The 15,460-nt window shown below is 32.0% G+C and carries 11 protein-coding genes; 1 reads left to right on the forward strand and 10 read right to left on the reverse strand.

What is annotated here, in order from left to right:
• The 9 genes from DS884_RS07325 to DS884_RS07365 all read right to left on the reverse strand — a co-directional run bounded on the left by DS884_RS07325 (nt 1) and on the right by DS884_RS07365 (nt 13,316).
• Nucleotides 1-3,177 carry an AAA family ATPase gene (locus tag DS884_RS07325; protein WP_113786291.1) on the reverse strand — a complete coding sequence of 1,059 codons (3,177 nt, stop codon included), beginning with the start codon at nt 3,175-3,177 and terminating at the stop codon, nt 1-3.
• Nucleotides 3,170-3,859 (reverse strand): condensin complex protein MksE, encoded by a 690-nt coding sequence (locus DS884_RS07330; protein WP_113786292.1) that lies wholly within the window; start codon nt 3,857-3,859, stop codon nt 3,170-3,172. Before DS884_RS07330 ends, DS884_RS07325 begins: the two co-directional genes overlap by 8 nt.
• Complete coding sequence (locus tag DS884_RS07335; protein WP_113786293.1) at nt 3,829-5,127, reverse strand: hypothetical protein; 1,299 nt, start codon at nt 5,125-5,127, stop codon at nt 3,829-3,831. The genes DS884_RS07330 and DS884_RS07335 overlap by 31 nt, the downstream gene beginning before the upstream one ends.
• A gap of 136 nt (nt 5,128-5,263) precedes the next feature.
• Entirely contained in the window at nt 5,264-6,952 is a 1,689-nt protein-coding gene (locus tag DS884_RS07340; protein WP_113786294.1) for a hypothetical protein, read from the reverse strand.
• Nucleotides 6,949-8,415, reverse strand: a complete 1,467-nt coding sequence (locus DS884_RS07345; protein WP_147239383.1) for a hypothetical protein — start codon at nt 8,413-8,415, stop codon at nt 6,949-6,951. The genes DS884_RS07340 and DS884_RS07345 overlap by 4 nt, the downstream gene beginning before the upstream one ends.
• Before the next feature lie 138 nt (nt 8,416-8,553).
• Nucleotides 8,554-9,666 (reverse strand): UvrD-helicase domain-containing protein, encoded by a 1,113-nt coding sequence (locus DS884_RS07350; RefSeq protein WP_113786296.1) that lies wholly within the window; start codon nt 9,664-9,666, stop codon nt 8,554-8,556.
• Nucleotides 9,663-11,303 (reverse strand): ATP-dependent nuclease, encoded by a 1,641-nt coding sequence (locus DS884_RS07355; RefSeq protein WP_113786297.1) that lies wholly within the window; start codon nt 11,301-11,303, stop codon nt 9,663-9,665. The genes DS884_RS07350 and DS884_RS07355 overlap by 4 nt, the downstream gene beginning before the upstream one ends.
• A 13-nt stretch (nt 11,304-11,316) precedes the next feature.
• Complete coding sequence (locus DS884_RS07360) at nt 11,317-12,432, reverse strand: Fic family protein (protein ID WP_113786298.1); 1,116 nt, start codon at nt 12,430-12,432, stop codon at nt 11,317-11,319.
• Between the two features lie 278 nt (nt 12,433-12,710).
• Nucleotides 12,711-13,316: a tyrosine-type recombinase/integrase gene (locus DS884_RS07365; RefSeq protein ID WP_113786299.1), complete on the reverse strand. Its 606-nt coding sequence runs from the start codon at nt 13,314-13,316 to the stop codon at nt 12,711-12,713.
• 503 nt (nt 13,317-13,819) lie between these two features.
• On the opposite strand from DS884_RS07365, the gene DS884_RS07370 reads away from it, so the two are divergent.
• Complete coding sequence (locus tag DS884_RS07370; RefSeq protein ID WP_113786300.1) at nt 13,820-14,428, forward strand: hypothetical protein; 609 nt, start codon at nt 13,820-13,822, stop codon at nt 14,426-14,428.
• Here the strand turns inward: DS884_RS07370 and DS884_RS07375 are convergent, their stop codons facing one another.
• Nucleotides 14,429-15,226, reverse strand: a complete 798-nt coding sequence (locus tag DS884_RS07375; protein WP_113786301.1) for a hypothetical protein — start codon at nt 15,224-15,226, stop codon at nt 14,429-14,431. It abuts the gene before it with no gap.
• Between the last annotated feature and the right edge of the window lie 234 nt (nt 15,227-15,460).

Consider the following 15,460-nt stretch of genomic DNA (forward strand, 5'->3'; position numbering starts at 1 on the left):
TTAATTTAACTGTGCTTTTAAGTAGATTTCTAAATCCTCTCTACCCTCATTAGTTTTAAAGTAACTATTAGGTGTTGGATAGTTGATGTTTTTATCACCTGCACCTTCAATTAGGTGGTGTAGATACCAACCTTGTTTGGTGTCTGAGCCAAAAGGCCGTGGGGTCATTGTTAAAATTTGATACCCAAACTCTTCAGCGATATTAGGAAATGTGCTAAAGTTCAAACTATCCAAATTGGACACTTCTTCTAAGATAAGGAATTTAAGACCTGGACGGTTTGCGTCTAACACTACAGATAACCTACCGATACCAAGCAGAACGATTGCTGTATAGTTTTCACCAGTACTTCCATCGGGTTTTTCAACGTCAAATTCATCTGTAAACTTGGTCTTCAACTCAAAATAAGTTTTTGGGTCGAGAAGGTTAGAGAACTTAATACGTTGGTTGAATTTTGGTGTAGCTTTAATAAAGAAGTCCTCAACAAATTTTTCTACTGAATCCCCAACTGGTAGTTCGCCACTTTTATATACTTGTTGCGATGATACTTGTAACTCATTAATCCATTTAATATCAAAATCTTCTGGTGCGTTAAACTCTATTTGGAAATAATATTTATCACTGATTTTTTTGCCCTTGAAGAATTTGTTAAGATTCTTGACGGTATCGCGGTACTCGTTATACTTGCCTTTAGTCTGCTTGAAAATGCTTAACATAGTTTCGTGTATAGCTTCAAACATTCCATATCTACTGCTGTTAAGTTGCTTCAGCTCTTCACTGATATTCTGGGTGTGTTTAATTTTGGGGCCAAGTAATGTGCTTTCAATAACCTCAAAATTAAAAGTTTTCTGTTCTATCTGTTCAATGATTTCAGGGGCGTTCTCAATAGTTGGAAATTTATTGATGACCCCTTTATAATCACCTATGTAATTGGTTTTTTTATCATTGAATTCTGAAAAGACAGATGTTCTTTCGATATTTATGAATTGTTTTTCTTCAATCTTTTTAAATTCAAAATCAGGGAAGAAACCCAAGAAATTTTTGGTTACTGTAGTCAGTTGGATTTTGAGTTTTTCTATAGTGTCTTGATATTCTTTGGGTTGACTTTTAAGCGTTGTTATCAATTCCATTTTGTCACTAAGCCTACCTTTATCTGCTTTGTGTTGAGCACTAAGTTCAACTTCTTCTCTTTTTAGACTTTCAATCTTCTCTTTTAAGGATTTAATTTGAGCAGCGATGTCTTTTTTCTCAATTGGAAAATTAATCTTGGCTTCTAGTTTAGAGAGCGTTTTTTCTTCTTTTGAAATCTCAAGTTGATAGGTCTCTTTTTTATACTCTATATTTTGCATCAAGCCCAAGGTCAATTTTAAATCATTAAACTGGGAAAAATCACGTATGCGCTGGTCGAGAGATGCATCAACATTAATCAACCTGTCATTGTAAGTTTCACCCCTACCAAATGATTCTATTTCTGATAGCTCTTTGTTAATTTTAGTAATATCTTTATTTATCTTATCTTCTTGATTTTTAAGTGCTTGCTTTAGGATTTTAATATCACCAAACATTCGTTTGTCATCGGTTTCAGGCACAAATTCCCGTACACCACCTAAATTGTACCAATAGCCCTTGTGTTCCTCGTCTTTTTCAATGTTCTTTTTATCAATAAACTCGAAATCGGTAACGTATCGAATTCCGGAAACTACATTTTCGGGCTTTTCCCATTTAACATTTTGAAGCACTTTGAAAAGGATGGTTTCCTGTGCAGGCGATAGTGTTTTTTGTTGTAATATCAGCTGTCCCAAAAAGGAACTTTTATCTTTTTTTGTAAGCAGTTTCAATAAGTCGTATAAACCAGCCTTTTTCGTAGAAAGTATATTCTTTCTATCCTCTAGCTGTTGCTGTTGCAATTCCGTTTTGTCTTCGATACCTGTTAGAGAGCAATACTTTTGGTATAATATAGTAAATTCTTTAACCCTTCTTTTTATTTCAGGTGTTTGATAATTCTCTAAATTCGGGATATCAATAAAAACCTCATTTTCTATTGGTGGTAAGACGATGTCATCCAGTTCCTTTATGTCCTTTTTCAAGGTTTCAATCCTATCGAATATGTCTTTATAAGGGTTTAGAAACTCTAGAGATTGCTCTAATTCTTGATACCGCTTTTTAGTCTGAGCTATTTGCGTCTCTAGCCTTGGATTACCAGTTCTTAAAATCCTAACTGTTTCGTCTGCCTTCGATAAATCCTTTTCAACCTTCTTTAAACGCTTCTCTTTTTCCGATATATCTTTCTTTATTTGTACGTACTCGACACAAAGATGTTCCTTGAAAGTGTCAAGGTATAATTCGTTGAGCGCATTAAGATTTTTTAGAGCTTCCTGTTTGTTTTCAAGAGTATCTATGAGTGTCTCTAAGTCTTTGTAATCTGTAATGAGTTTTTCTAGATTCTTTTTATGTTTTTCGTATTCAGATTGGATATCGTCCATCTTACCATCAAAAAGAAAACGCTTTAGGCTTTCATCGCTATCTGTATCCAACGTTTTTGCCTTGGAAAAAGACTGAATCACCTTGGCAAAAGCATCTAAGTTAGAATCTAGTGCAAGGTTTATAGGTAGAATCCCTTTTTCAAACAAGAAACTGTAGAGTTCTTTTTTCTGTGGTTTGTCTGAAAAACTTCTGAGAAACAACCTTTTTTCTTCTCTAAGATGAATCATCAACTTATCTATTGGTGGGATAGTATTGCCAATTAGAAAATCTTTGTAGAAGGGGATGTTGTCCTTATGGATTACCAAGTCAATGAGTTCTTCGTTATCATCTTTTCCGTAGGCTTGATTCAAAATCCAAAAAGACCGTAACGGTCTGCTTTTTTTATTAGGAATATTAACGCCCAGTGTTATGAAATAGTCCTGTTCAGTTTCTATGTTGATAAAGACATAAGCATCCGATGTTTCATAGGGTAATGTCTCAATTTTCCTTGAGTCTTTTTTATTACTTTCTGTACCAAAGGCAATCTTCTTTTTGTCGGAAACAAAAAGTATTTGCAGTAGATCTGCAATGAGTGATTTCCCAATACCATTTTTACCAGTAAAGTCAGTTCGTATAGGGTGTAATAAGTAATCTTGGTTGTAATGCATAATAACACCAACCGTTGAGATAGAATATATGCGTGGATATTTAATCATTGGTTTGAAGTAGATAGTTTTCTATAAATTCATCAAAGTTTGAAATCTCTTTTTCGTAAAGTTTTTGAAAACGATATATAGGCTCTTTAAGCCTAAATCGAATTTCTTCACCTTCGTCTGGGGTCATAGATTCTACCCAGCCCAATTTGTCAAAATCCCTAACGGTGTTTTTGATATTGGTTTTAACACGTTTCCACTCTGGAGGTGAATATTCTTCACGTATTTCGTTAAACCATAGTTTTTTATAACTCTGGCTATTTTCGCCTTCGATAATTTCTTTTTTAATATCTAAAAAGGTGACTTCTTTTACATCATCAAAGTATTTGTCATAGTACATGTTAAGAAGCATTAAACCTGTTACAGTTTGTGATGGGGATAATTCTTTATAGCGGTTGTTTGAACTTAACGCACCTCTGGTTTCCTCATTGAAATCGAGGAAATAAAATGTGATACTATCTTTAAACTCTCTTTCAAGTCTAAGGTTGTAGAAATAGTCATAATAATATCTGAGCTTGTCATAATATTTATTAAGCAGTTGGTAGAGGTAATAATTACCACTTTTTTGAATATGTCTACCTCTCAAAAGTTCAATATTAAGATCTGCAAATTTTTCTTTCACATCATTGTTTTCCAAAAAATTGAAAGGTGCTTCTATATTATTTGTCGTATTTTCATTTTCCATATTAAGATGTCTTTTTTTGTAGAAACATCAGATAGTTCTCGTTGAATATCAATTTCATACCTGGGATTTCTGTTAGCATATTGAAACAGGTCGAATCCTACGCTTAACGCAATCTCACTATCGTTTTCTTCTTCTAAAATTTTATAAAAGTGTTCGGTAAAATCAAATTCCTTTTCTTTTTCAAAAATAGCTTTGTATTCACGGAACAGTCTTGCTACATTTTCTTGTCGCTGCAAATCCTTTTGAATCTTATTTTGCTCTTTTTGTGCGTGTTCCTTGTCATATAGGACGGGAATGATTTTATTCTTTTTAATCCCAAAAGAGTCATAATAGGGTACTTCAATAAATTTAAATTGCTCTATTGGTAATATCTTTTTTGGGAATAATACAGGTAGTTTTACAATATCGTTTTTAGAATACGAGGCCTGTTCCAACGTAAACTTCAATAGGCGTTTTAAGTTTATTCGTATTCTCGACTGACTTCTAAAGTTATTTTGAAGATTTCTTAATTGATTGTTGGCATATAGCGAACGATCCATTAACTGTTTCAAGCGGTAATCTACATCATTAAAAAAGTCAATGACATCGTTTTTAATTTTTACTGCTTTTGAATAGTCAGCATTCAGCTGTTCAAATGCTATTTGCTCTTCTTCATTTTCTGGATGTTTAAATGATTCAATTTTATGGTAGAAAAAATCAATTACGTTTTCAATCTCGATACTTAGCGTGTTACCCAATCTAAGGGTGTATTTTATTTCTTCTGATTTATTACTAATTTCTTCAAATACCAAAGCAAATTCCTTGGTTAACGTTATTAGGTCTTCAGATTCTGCCTTTAAAAGACTGTTAAGTCTGCTAATTGATGTTTTAACTACATCTTTTAGAGCCTCTAAGTGGTCTATGATAATCTGCTTGCCAGCAGTACTAAATTCCAGTCTATGCCATATTTCAAAATCTTCTAAATTCTTTATTTCCGAAGCTTTAAATTTTGTGAATTTTTTAAAGGTTTTCTTTAAAGGGAAATTTTTTAAAGGACTATGTAATTTTTTATCAATTAATTCGATAAACTTTTTTGCATAGTCTGTAATAGCAAATTTAAGTTCATCATTTGGTGGTCTTTCAATAAAGAAGTGCAGAAGGCTCTTGACGATTTTTTCAGTTTGTGGTGTTGAGCCTACTTCAATTTTTGAACTTTCTGCAATACACTTTTCAATATCACTATAAGTAAAGTGCTTTGATAATTTTCCAGTCTTGATTTTTGAGTCCAATATATAAATGACCATTCCAGCCTCCTTCGACGGAATCAGATAACCATATAATTGGTGTATGTCTAATATATTTGAATCTATGGTAGTTAATAGGCTTGGTTAAGACTCCTAAAGATAATTATAAAAAGTGTTGTATTTAAAGTTTTTGAGTTTCTTTTAGTTTTTTAATCGGTAGCCTCCAAAATACAGGGAAAGGTTGTACTCTAAAATGTCTACTAGCTAAATGCCCCATCAGATGAAAACCAGAAGTATAAAATTCAAATTTATCTTCTTTAAGAAATAAATCGATTTCTTCAATGATTTCTTTTCTGTAGTCTTCCATGTTTTCATAAACTACTATTGAATGTTTTAGTTTTCCTTCTCTAGCGCTGTAATTTTTCGAACAAAAAACATTTTCAATTTCTTCCGTAGCGAACCACATTTGAAGGTTGATTTTTGGAAATTGCTCATGAATAAGTGATCTTATTTTTTGATATAATTCAGCATTATCAAGTAGTACGACATACTCTAATATAATAGTTAGAATCATAGAGGATTCAGGTTCATGTATTTCATCTCCATTATGAATATCTACCAACTTATCAAAATTGGTTCTAAAAAGAGGGAAGAATTTATATAGATGAAAATTATTATGAAAAGCCACCACCATATTAGAAATCCATTTTCTAATAACTTCAGTTTTGCCAGTTTTCCATAGTAGCTGTAATGATAATGCAATTTCTATAGAATGTTCATCATACTGAGGGTAATTAAGAGGAGGGGTATTGAAAATAAATATTTCTAGCGCATTAGAAATTGATAAGGCACTTGTGTAATGTAGTTTAGCCTCTTCATTTTGGTTTGTAGAGGCTTTAAATACCAACTCTTGTATTTCTGTCAGACCAACTGTAGCTAGTAAACCTAATTCATTCCAACTATTTAAACTGTATTCTAAATAATTTTTTGAATATTTAGATAGACTATGTTTGGTTTTATAGTGATTTGCTACTTTATTAAAATAGAAAACTCCTAGTTTTCTTTTTAAAAGATGTAAATTATAGAACTCGGCTTTTACGTAATTTCTTTCAAAAAGATTATTTTCTTCAATCCAATTCCAAGTGACCAACAATGCTCGTTCACTAGCAATAAGTGAAGGTTTTAAATTATCTATGTCTTGTGACCATTTAAAAATGATTCCAGTACATAATCTAATAAGTCTAAGCTTTTTTAGAACTCTTTGTTTCTGTTTTTCAGGTTTACTTAAAATTTGGTCTAATAGTATATAGAAGTGAGAATAGTCATAGTCGGATAAATCTAAAAAAGCTAATGTTTTTCTTAACAATGATTGATACTTAGATGGAAATAACTTTTCATTATCGAGGTATATATCTAGCATATTAGCCAGTTCACCTGTTCCCCAAAACTCATATGTTCTTTTCTTTTTAGTATGTTTATCTACATAATTTTTCCAATTAGTTTGAACATTTTGAACCATCTCACCATTGGTAGCCACTATAATTTTTATAGGTAATTTTTTATACCTTTTATCCAACATAGTTGGAATATAGACATCAATAATTTCATTTAAACTTGGACGTACAGAATTAACTTCACTATCCCAACTACTTCTCGTTAAGTTTTTTTGCTTTACAGCAATTAAAAAAACTTTTCTCTTATTATCAATCGGATCAATACCAACAGCAGCTATGTCTACACCATGTTGTCTACCCCTTTGTGGTTTTGATATTGGTGTAATTTTCATTCCTACCAATAAATCAGTTATTAGAGTGTCAAGCTCCCCATCTTCTTTTAATAGTGTTATATATTCACTTAGTATAAATCTCATTGTCTTCTAATAAAATTTTGGCTTTCCAACCTTAAAACTGCCTGCCCAACTGGATCAATATTTTCACCTCTAGGCATTTCTTCACTTTGTGAAAATAACTTTGGCTCCATTTCTTGACTATATTTTCCTCCAAATTTTCCAAAAGCTTTTTTGCCTGCTCGAAAGTGAAGTGAAGTGATTTGACTTAGGAAAGAAGTATCATTTTTTTCATTTTCTTGATGTGCTTTCTGCATTTTTTTATTTTGAATTTTATCGATATACTTTAACCTTTCTCTTGAAGGTTCAAACTCTTTTAGAACGTCTAAATCAGAATAAACCAAGTATAATTTTTCACCTTCTTTGATAATTTGGGAAATAACCTTCTTTAATTTTGAAGGAGCTTTTTTATTTTTTTCTTTAAGAAAATCAATAGTTGAATAATAATTAAAGATTAAATAATCGACAAAAACCCATTTCATGATTGGTACTATTTCAGTATCTTCATACTTGGAATGTAATATCGAATAGAGCATTGACCTAGAAAGCTTTCGGTCATAAACAAAACCAATTATTTTAAACGTTATATACTCAATGTCATAGAAGCTATAATCTTTTAAAAGTGATGTAGATAATTCTATTGATGAAATATTTCTATAGCTCATTTCCCTCATAAGGCTAAATGTCGCTATTTGAAAAGAGACATTATCATCATTTAGCCAACGTGTAATTATTTCCTGAAAATCAGGTATTGATGTATCATGGATCTCATTAAAAACAGATTGAAATAACTTAATATTCTTTGAATTTTCATTACTGAACGTTATCCATTCATTCAAAAACTCCATAACCAATTCTAGATGATTTTTTACAAGCCTACTCAGCATATAATCAAAACTCCTATAATAACCAATGAAAGAAATGTCAAAAGAGACAAGTGAGGTTAAAATAGTTTTATAGAATTCTTTTTCAGTATTTATATCTAGTGCAAAATTCAATATATCTATAAGATGAATTTTGATTTGAGAATGCTCATGATTTAATAATGCAGTTATATGTTGATCGCACTTTGGAAGATAGTTTCGTTTACAACGACAAACAAATAGAATAGCTGCAAGTATATCGACACTTTCATCATTTTTAATTAATTCTGAAAACCTATTATCTAAATAATTTAAAAACTCTTTAGATGGATGCTTATCAAAATCAAAACGAGCAATACTAGATATACCTTGAACGATTTTAGCAGTATCGGTATCTGTGATAAGTTTTTTTGTTTTTTCTTTTGCAGAATTTGGGTCTATTTTAAATAAACCAGAGATTATGTTACCTAAAGCATTTTGAAAATCATCAGTTTTATGGGTTAGTAGCTCTTCATAAAGCTTCTCTGCATACTGTTGATCTTTTGAAGAAGCTAATTCTATACTTTCGTAAAATTGGTAAGTAGAATGATTTTGTTCTTTTAAATATTTAATAAGAATCGGCATTATTTCAATTAACTTTTCGATCTCGATAATCTCAATTTGATCACAAAACCTCCTGTATTTCGCCCAAAATTGATCAACCTCTATGCCAATACTAATCTCTAATAAGAATTTTTCCGTCTCATTCATTTTCTTTCATTTTTAATCAAAGTTATAAACAGGTAAATTGCTTATTTTTTTTATGTCTTTATCCTTTAATACTATTGCTACACTGTGCTTTGCTCTAGTCAAAGCCACATATAGTTTAGCCCTTGCAGCTTTTGAAATTAAAGTATCCTGGTTGGTGAGCCATTTTACCATTGGTCCAGATGGGTAAATTATTACTCTTTCTAGAGTTAACCCTTTAGATTTACCAAAATTAAGAGCCTGATATTCTTCGTTTACTTTAGTTCTAATAGAATCCCGAAGCTGAAGTGGATTATATTTTTTTAGATACTTATCCAAGTTTTTGATTGAAAGCAGAAATAATCCATCATGCCCTGTAATTTGACTGTTTTCTGAATTACTTTTTGGTAAATCAGGATAAAGAAGATTTGAATAATCACAGATTGATTGAGGGCATCTATAATTAACTTTTAAAGAGGTATCATCTGTTTCAATTTGAAGCTTACTATCTTCAAAAAAGTTTATAATTTCTGACTTAACGTATTTTTTATTTTTTCTTGAATTATTAGTCGAGTATATAGCTTGCCTAGGATCTCCCACCAAAGTAATATTTGTAGTTATTTTGAAGAGATAATCTAAAACCTCTAAATCATATCCTGCCAAATCTTGAACTTCATCAATATAAATAACATCAAAACATCTGGAAATACGATCAAACACCTTTCCTTTAGATGCTATTTCACATTTAATCACAAGTTGAGCTAATTTGTCAGAATATATTTTGCGTTGAGAACTGAAATAGAATTTTTCAAAGTTTTCTTCTTCACCCCAATAAACGGGAAAGCGACCTTTAAATTTTAACCCAGATCTGCCATTAACTAAAATCATACCTTTAGTGTCAAATGAAAACAATTGACCTTGATAAGGTTTCACGCCATGAGATATTAAAAATGAAAACCAAGTCTGTATAAATATGTTCTCTGGAATACAGCCATATTCATCAATGATTTTTTGGTAAATTTCACTTTCACAAGCTTCGGTGAAAGTTGTAATTAGGATTCTTTTACCTTGCAATGCTTTTTGAAGCGCATCTTTTACTATAAAAGTTGTCTTACCAGCACCAGCAGATGCAATAATCAATTTATTCATGTTATTGCGTCTAATATATATTGAGGGTACTTAATTTTTTCATTTGCTTGGAATATTTTCAAAGCGCATTCGGTTTTGTTGTTCCTCATAAATTTATGGAGATCATTTATTTCTTCATATTCAGTTCCAAACATTTTATTTATTGTAGTCAAATCATTAGCTTTTAAAAGTTTTGGTTCTAATGTATTATAGTTAAAAGGCTTGTCTCCAATTTTTAGTGTCCCAGTATCAATTATATTATCAAAACAAATTTTAATATTTAATTTGGTATTACCCCCTAAATAGTCTTTATACTTTTTCTTTAAAGCTTCGATATTTCCGTCATTATCAGTGACAATACTAACGGGTTGATTTAACTTTTCTGCTATTTCCAAAAACCTTAAAAAAGACACACCTACGGAAATAACTTCTATTTCATCGTTAATAGGTAGCTTTCCCTCATTTCTATCTTGATAAGCTCTTTGAACAATAAGCTCATCTGAATCTCCTTCCACCAAGATTGCCTTTTTACACAACATTAATCTTAATGTGTCATAGCCTGATATTTTCTCAAAAAACGTTTTGGTTTCAGGTGAAAGATCATCAAGCTTTAATGTTTTCCTATCATTAAGTAATATTAGATCATCTAACCCCAGCTTATTTGCCACATAACTATTATGAGTTGTAACAATTATCTGTTTATCATCATCTCCTTCTTTAATTGCATCTATGAGCTGGTTTAATTTTGAGTGAGATAGATGATTTTCAGGCTCTTCAAGAAGAATAACATTAGCTTCTTTCGCCTTATTATGAGCTAAAGCAAGATTAGTCTTAATAATACTTTGCTCACCCTTACCAATAAAATGAAAAGGAATATTATCTAAATAAGTCGTTAGCCCTGTTTCCCAAGCGTTTCTTGAAGACAACTCTACAGATATTTTAATCTCTTTGTTTGAAATTTTACCTGCCTCACTAATCTTATGATTGATAGCTTCGATAGATGGAGCATCCATAAATTGTTCTTTCATTTGTCTGTGTGATTGCGATACACTTACAATCTCATCTTCAGATAAAAGTTCTTTTACAATTCGCCCTATATACACATCTGATCCGTTTTTGTTTCTTGAACTACTAGAATCTATATAGGCAGATTTGAGAGGTATGTTTCTGGCAATAATGGCGTCTCTAGCAAAACTTCTCCATACTACATGATAATATTCAATTGGAATTGTTTTAACATCTCCTGTTTTTAGTAATGCTTCGTAGGAGGACTTATAAATTTCATTAAACTCTATGCTAAATGAAATACCACTATGACCAATTCCATCACTGTTTTTATCTCCCTCTAAGGGAGCTACTTCAGCTTTTCCGATAATAAACAATTCTATACAAATGCTTGGAGGCGGAAGAGGGCTATCATCTTTAATACTCTTAATATAGTCGCTTACAGCTTTTTCATTAAATAAGTATTGAGAAAGTTCATTACGAATGTATCTTCCATTGAACATACCAGTCAAAGCTAAATTTATAGCTTCAAGAATTGTAGACTTACCAGCTTCATTGTCGCCTACAATAATGTTTAATCCACTATTTAATATGATAGTAAATTTGTCTTTAAAGCCTTTGAAATTTGTTATAACAACTTTTTTTATTTCCATAGTTTAATAAGTATTATTTTAAATTAAGATAATATCGTGTGCTTTTTAATTCACCAGTTTTAGTCAAAATATTTTTATCAACTAAATCTTTTAAATCCCTTGTTGCAGTTGAGGCAGAAGTTTTGGCGATACGTGTGTAATTTACTGCGCTTAGTCCACCTTTAAACCCATGATGTCCTTCTTTAAATATACGACGTATAACAATCGTTTGACGTTCATTCATCATTGAAGCAAAACGATCAAAGAATTTTGCTTTATTAATCAGGAATTCAATAATTTTTATAGTGTTATTTTGGGCATCAATAACAGTTTGTCCAAAATAAAGAAGCCAGTCGGTTAAATCCAATTTAAAGTTGTGAGCTTCAAGTGAAGCATAGTAAGCCTTTTTGTTTCTCTCTATCATTTGAGATAGGGAGATTAGGGCAGGGCGCTTTAAATCTAAAGAGATAGATTTTTCTGACAAAGCTCTCGCTATACGACCATTTCCATCTTCAAATGGGTGGATGGCTAGAAAATAAAAGTGAGCTATACCTGATTTAGCTAAGGGTAACATTGTGGAATTTTCTTTAGAATGTAACTTGTTAAACCATTTAACAAAAAGGTTCATTTCTTCAGTCATGTTTTTAGAGGGGGGGGCTTCATAATGCACCGTCTTTCTATCCACTCTTCCGCCAGAGACTATCTGCATAGGTTCTTCATGAGTTCGATAACGTCCAATATCTATTAAATCTCTACGACCATTTGTTAGCATTCTATGCCATTGAAAAAGATATTCATCAGTTAATGATTCATCATAAGTTTGATAGAGGTTTACCATCATCTCCGAAATACCAAACTCAGCAGCAGGAAGCTTTCTGTTTTCTATAGATAACCCCAAATTTCTTTTAATGGATTCTTGAATACTATCACGGTCAAGATATTCACCTTCTATTTCAGAGGTTTTTAATGCTTCATCAGACAATACTTCAATAAGTAATTGCTCTTTTTCATCATCAGAAACATGCTTAAAAGCTCCCAATGCAATGCCACTGGATTGAACAAATTCATATTCCAGTTCCTTTAAAGCCGTTTCATCATAGGTGAATTCAGGCCAATTTTTATGTTGCCAATTCCATTTAAAAGCAGTCATGAGCTATAAACTTTTTACTTATAGCTCAAATATAAACATTTTTTGAGCCATATTTCAAGTTTTTTTAGCTCAAAGTAAAATTTACTTATTATTTAAAGGGTGAAGGATGGGTACTGATGAAATAAATCAACATTTTTTCAAAAAAAATACTTGACATCAATATTTAAGTAGTGTAAAAGCCATCATTCATTGAATGTAACTTTCCAAAAATCATAGAAACACCATTGAAAATGTTGTAGTCTTTCTACCAGTTCATTGGCTATATAGCTATGAACATATCAGGTAAGGTTATCTGTAATGCCTCCATTAATCCAAAGCCTTTTTGCTATTTCTCGTTCCTCTGTACCAATAACATTCAAATAAATTGCTGTTGTCTCCAAGGCACTATGACCTAGCCATTTTTTAACGACGGTTATAGGAGCTTTATCTACAGCATGAACTGCAAATCCGTGACGAAGCCCTCTGGCGCATCCTCTAACGCCAGTAATACCAGCTTCAATCATAATGGTTTTGATATGCCTTGATGCGCTACGTAATGAAAAACTCCAGAGGCGTTGATAACTTCCTTCTCCTTGTTTTATCTCGTGAATATAAGCTTCCAAATTTTCTAATAGGAAATCAGGCAGGGGGATTTCCCTATAAATTCCGCGTTTTCTTTTTTTAAGAGTTTCAAGTACTACTGTCTTATTAGATAAATCAAGACTGTCCACTGTAAGATTATGTATCTCGGCAATACGTGCGCCTGTGTAGTAGAGCAACTGACAAAATAATTTTATAGCTACAGGGCGACTTGCTGTGCATTTCAAAAATCGCAAACGTTCCGCATGGTTTAAGTATTTACGCTGTCCTTTAGAGTCATGCAGGGAGATCGTTTGTTTATACATTTTTGTTTTTTTGGTTAAAATTCAACTGTCTGATTATTAGATATATTCGGTCATATATTCAAATAAAAAGAGGTGTTTTTTTCAATTTTAACTAAAAATCAGGCCTTTAAGAACCGAAACACATGAGATTTTAATGAAAAAGCATTCTGATACTCCTTATGATGGCAGAGTATATCTAATTTTCGGACAAATTCAGGACAGAGGTACAAAATATTTTCAAAAAGAAGTGTTTTAAGCACTCCTGAAAACTGAAAAAGACTAATTCTTAAATCTGCAATCATGGAAAAAGCTAAACAAGAGTGTAGCTCAAACCACAAGCAAACATGTTCTATGTGTAATGGAACGGGGCGTATTTACAATGCCCGAAAAGGAAGTGAAACCTGTCCTTCTTGCCAGGGGCGTGGATATATTTGGGTATAAAATCAGCATTAAAAGCAATAAAAAGTGCATTTAAATACTCATTTTAAACAATCAATACCGTAAATCTTAACATCTTAATACTTATGACATCACAAGATTGCTCACGAATTGAAATACATGGTATAAACAACCTACAGAAATGGAATAAAATTATGAATGCCAAGAAACAACTAGCAACATTAAGTCTTATTGCCCTTAGTGCCTTTGGCACTTTGAAGGCGCAGACCTCTAATGATAATTTGTTGGCCTTTAATGATGTATCAAAAGCTAAGACTGAAAAAACAGCACCTGCCTCTATGAACGCACCAGTTGTGAAAGAAGGAAATAGCAATACTGCTTATATGGCTTCAAAGAATAAGAGAATTGCTATTTATGTTTTTGGAGGCACGCAGGGAGAGAGAACTGCTGCTGAAAATGCAAAAATCCTAGCCAGTGCTTTTGCTGACAGACGTTTTACTGATAAGCCTATGTACATTACAGCGGTACATAGGGAGATTAACGAGGATCAACCTAGCTACGTTAAAATATTTATGGATGGTAAAACCTATACTAAAAATAATGCTGCTACATTCACGCCCCGTCAAGTAGGCGGAGGAATTGATGTGATTGCCGAAGATTTTGTTGACGATCATGGAAATCACTTGATAATTCCGGAACGGGTTCAACCAATTAAAGTTGCTACACTAAATTGATTATCCAAAAGGATTCGGAGATGCTGACACTGTATTGAAAGGGTTGGTTTCACTTTTATTAGAAGTAAAAGGATCTGGTACATTTTTGTTATCATTATCCAAGTCAAAGGGATTAGAAGCCTCATTATTAACTGCTTTATTGAAGTGATCTTTTATTGTTGAGTTTTTAGCTATAATCTTTTGTGTATCTACCTGTTCGATAAAGTTTTCTGGAGCTTTCTCTCTAAACTGATCTAGAGTAGCACTAAATTTTTCAACCCCATGTTCGGCTTGCCATTGTTGAAGTTGTATCACTTGTTCCTCGGTAAGACCATTTGCTTCATCATAATTAGCAATCATGACTTCCATTTGGTCATACAGCGTGTTTACTTCAGTGGTAATTGTAGACATTTCTTGATTATGGAGGGTATCCCAATTCTCAGTTGTCAAATTGTTGATAATCTCAGGATCATAACCCCGTTCATTAATCATTATTAGTTGCCATGTCTCCAAATTTCCACTTTCATATGCCGCTTGTAATCTTCTTTGAGTATCTAAAAGATCATCAATATCACCCATGATATTTTCTAATTCTTTCATCAAATCATCAAAGCTCATATTGGCAATTTCTAAGAGCATTTTTTGAACAAAATCTTCTTCTTTCTTTTTTGCTTCTGTCTTTTGGGCATCAACAATATCTGCAATATATGTATTGGCAATATCCACACGATTACCAGATTTTACAGCAAGCAGTAGTTCGTTTTCAGCTATCGCCTCAACTGTCGCATTATCTTGGATTTGCTTGTTATCATCAGACATTGGTTTTCCCTCATTTTCCCATAGTCATATAATATTTTACACAACATATTTTAATATTATGTAAATAGATGGTATTTGAAATAAATTCTAAATACAATTTATCTATCCCTAAAAGATGCATTAAAAATAATCAGTTAAGTACGTTTTTGAACATTGACGCAGATTTAACCACTTTTAAAAATATATAATTATTTAATGAGGTTGCTTGACGCAGAAAGTATTTTATAAAGTAGT

The sequence above is a fragment of the Tenacibaculum sp. E3R01 genome (genome assembly GCF_003318185.1).
Taxonomy (GTDB): domain Bacteria; phylum Bacteroidota; class Bacteroidia; order Flavobacteriales; family Flavobacteriaceae; genus Polaribacter; species Polaribacter halocynthiae.

Coding starts and splice junctions, on each gene's coding strand:
- DS884_RS07325 (WP_113786291.1), bottom strand. CDS start 3,177: ATGATTAAATATCCACGCATATATTCTATCTCAACGGTTGGTGTTATT.
- DS884_RS07330 (WP_113786292.1), bottom strand. CDS start 3,859: ATGGAAAATGAAAATACGACAAATAATATAGAAGCACCTTTCAATTTT.
- DS884_RS07340 (WP_113786294.1), bottom strand. CDS start 6,952: ATGAGATTTATACTAAGTGAATATATAACACTATTAAAAGAAGATGGG.
- DS884_RS07345 (WP_147239383.1), bottom strand. CDS start 8,415: ATGCCGATTCTTATTAAATATTTAAAAGAACAAAATCATTCTACTTAC.
- DS884_RS07350 (WP_113786296.1), bottom strand. CDS start 9,666: ATGAATAAATTGATTATTGCATCTGCTGGTGCTGGTAAGACAACTTTT.
- DS884_RS07355 (WP_113786297.1), bottom strand. CDS start 11,303: ATGGAAATAAAAAAAGTTGTTATAACAAATTTCAAAGGCTTTAAAGAC.
- DS884_RS07360 (WP_113786298.1), bottom strand. CDS start 12,432: ATGACTGCTTTTAAATGGAATTGGCAACATAAAAATTGGCCTGAATTC.
- DS884_RS07365 (WP_113786299.1), bottom strand. CDS start 13,316: ATGTATAAACAAACGATCTCCCTGCATGACTCTAAAGGACAGCGTAAA.
- DS884_RS07370 (WP_113786300.1), top strand. CDS start 13,820: ATGACATCACAAGATTGCTCACGAATTGAAATACATGGTATAAACAAC.
- DS884_RS07375 (WP_113786301.1), bottom strand. CDS start 15,226: ATGTCTGATGATAACAAGCAAATCCAAGATAATGCGACAGTTGAGGCG.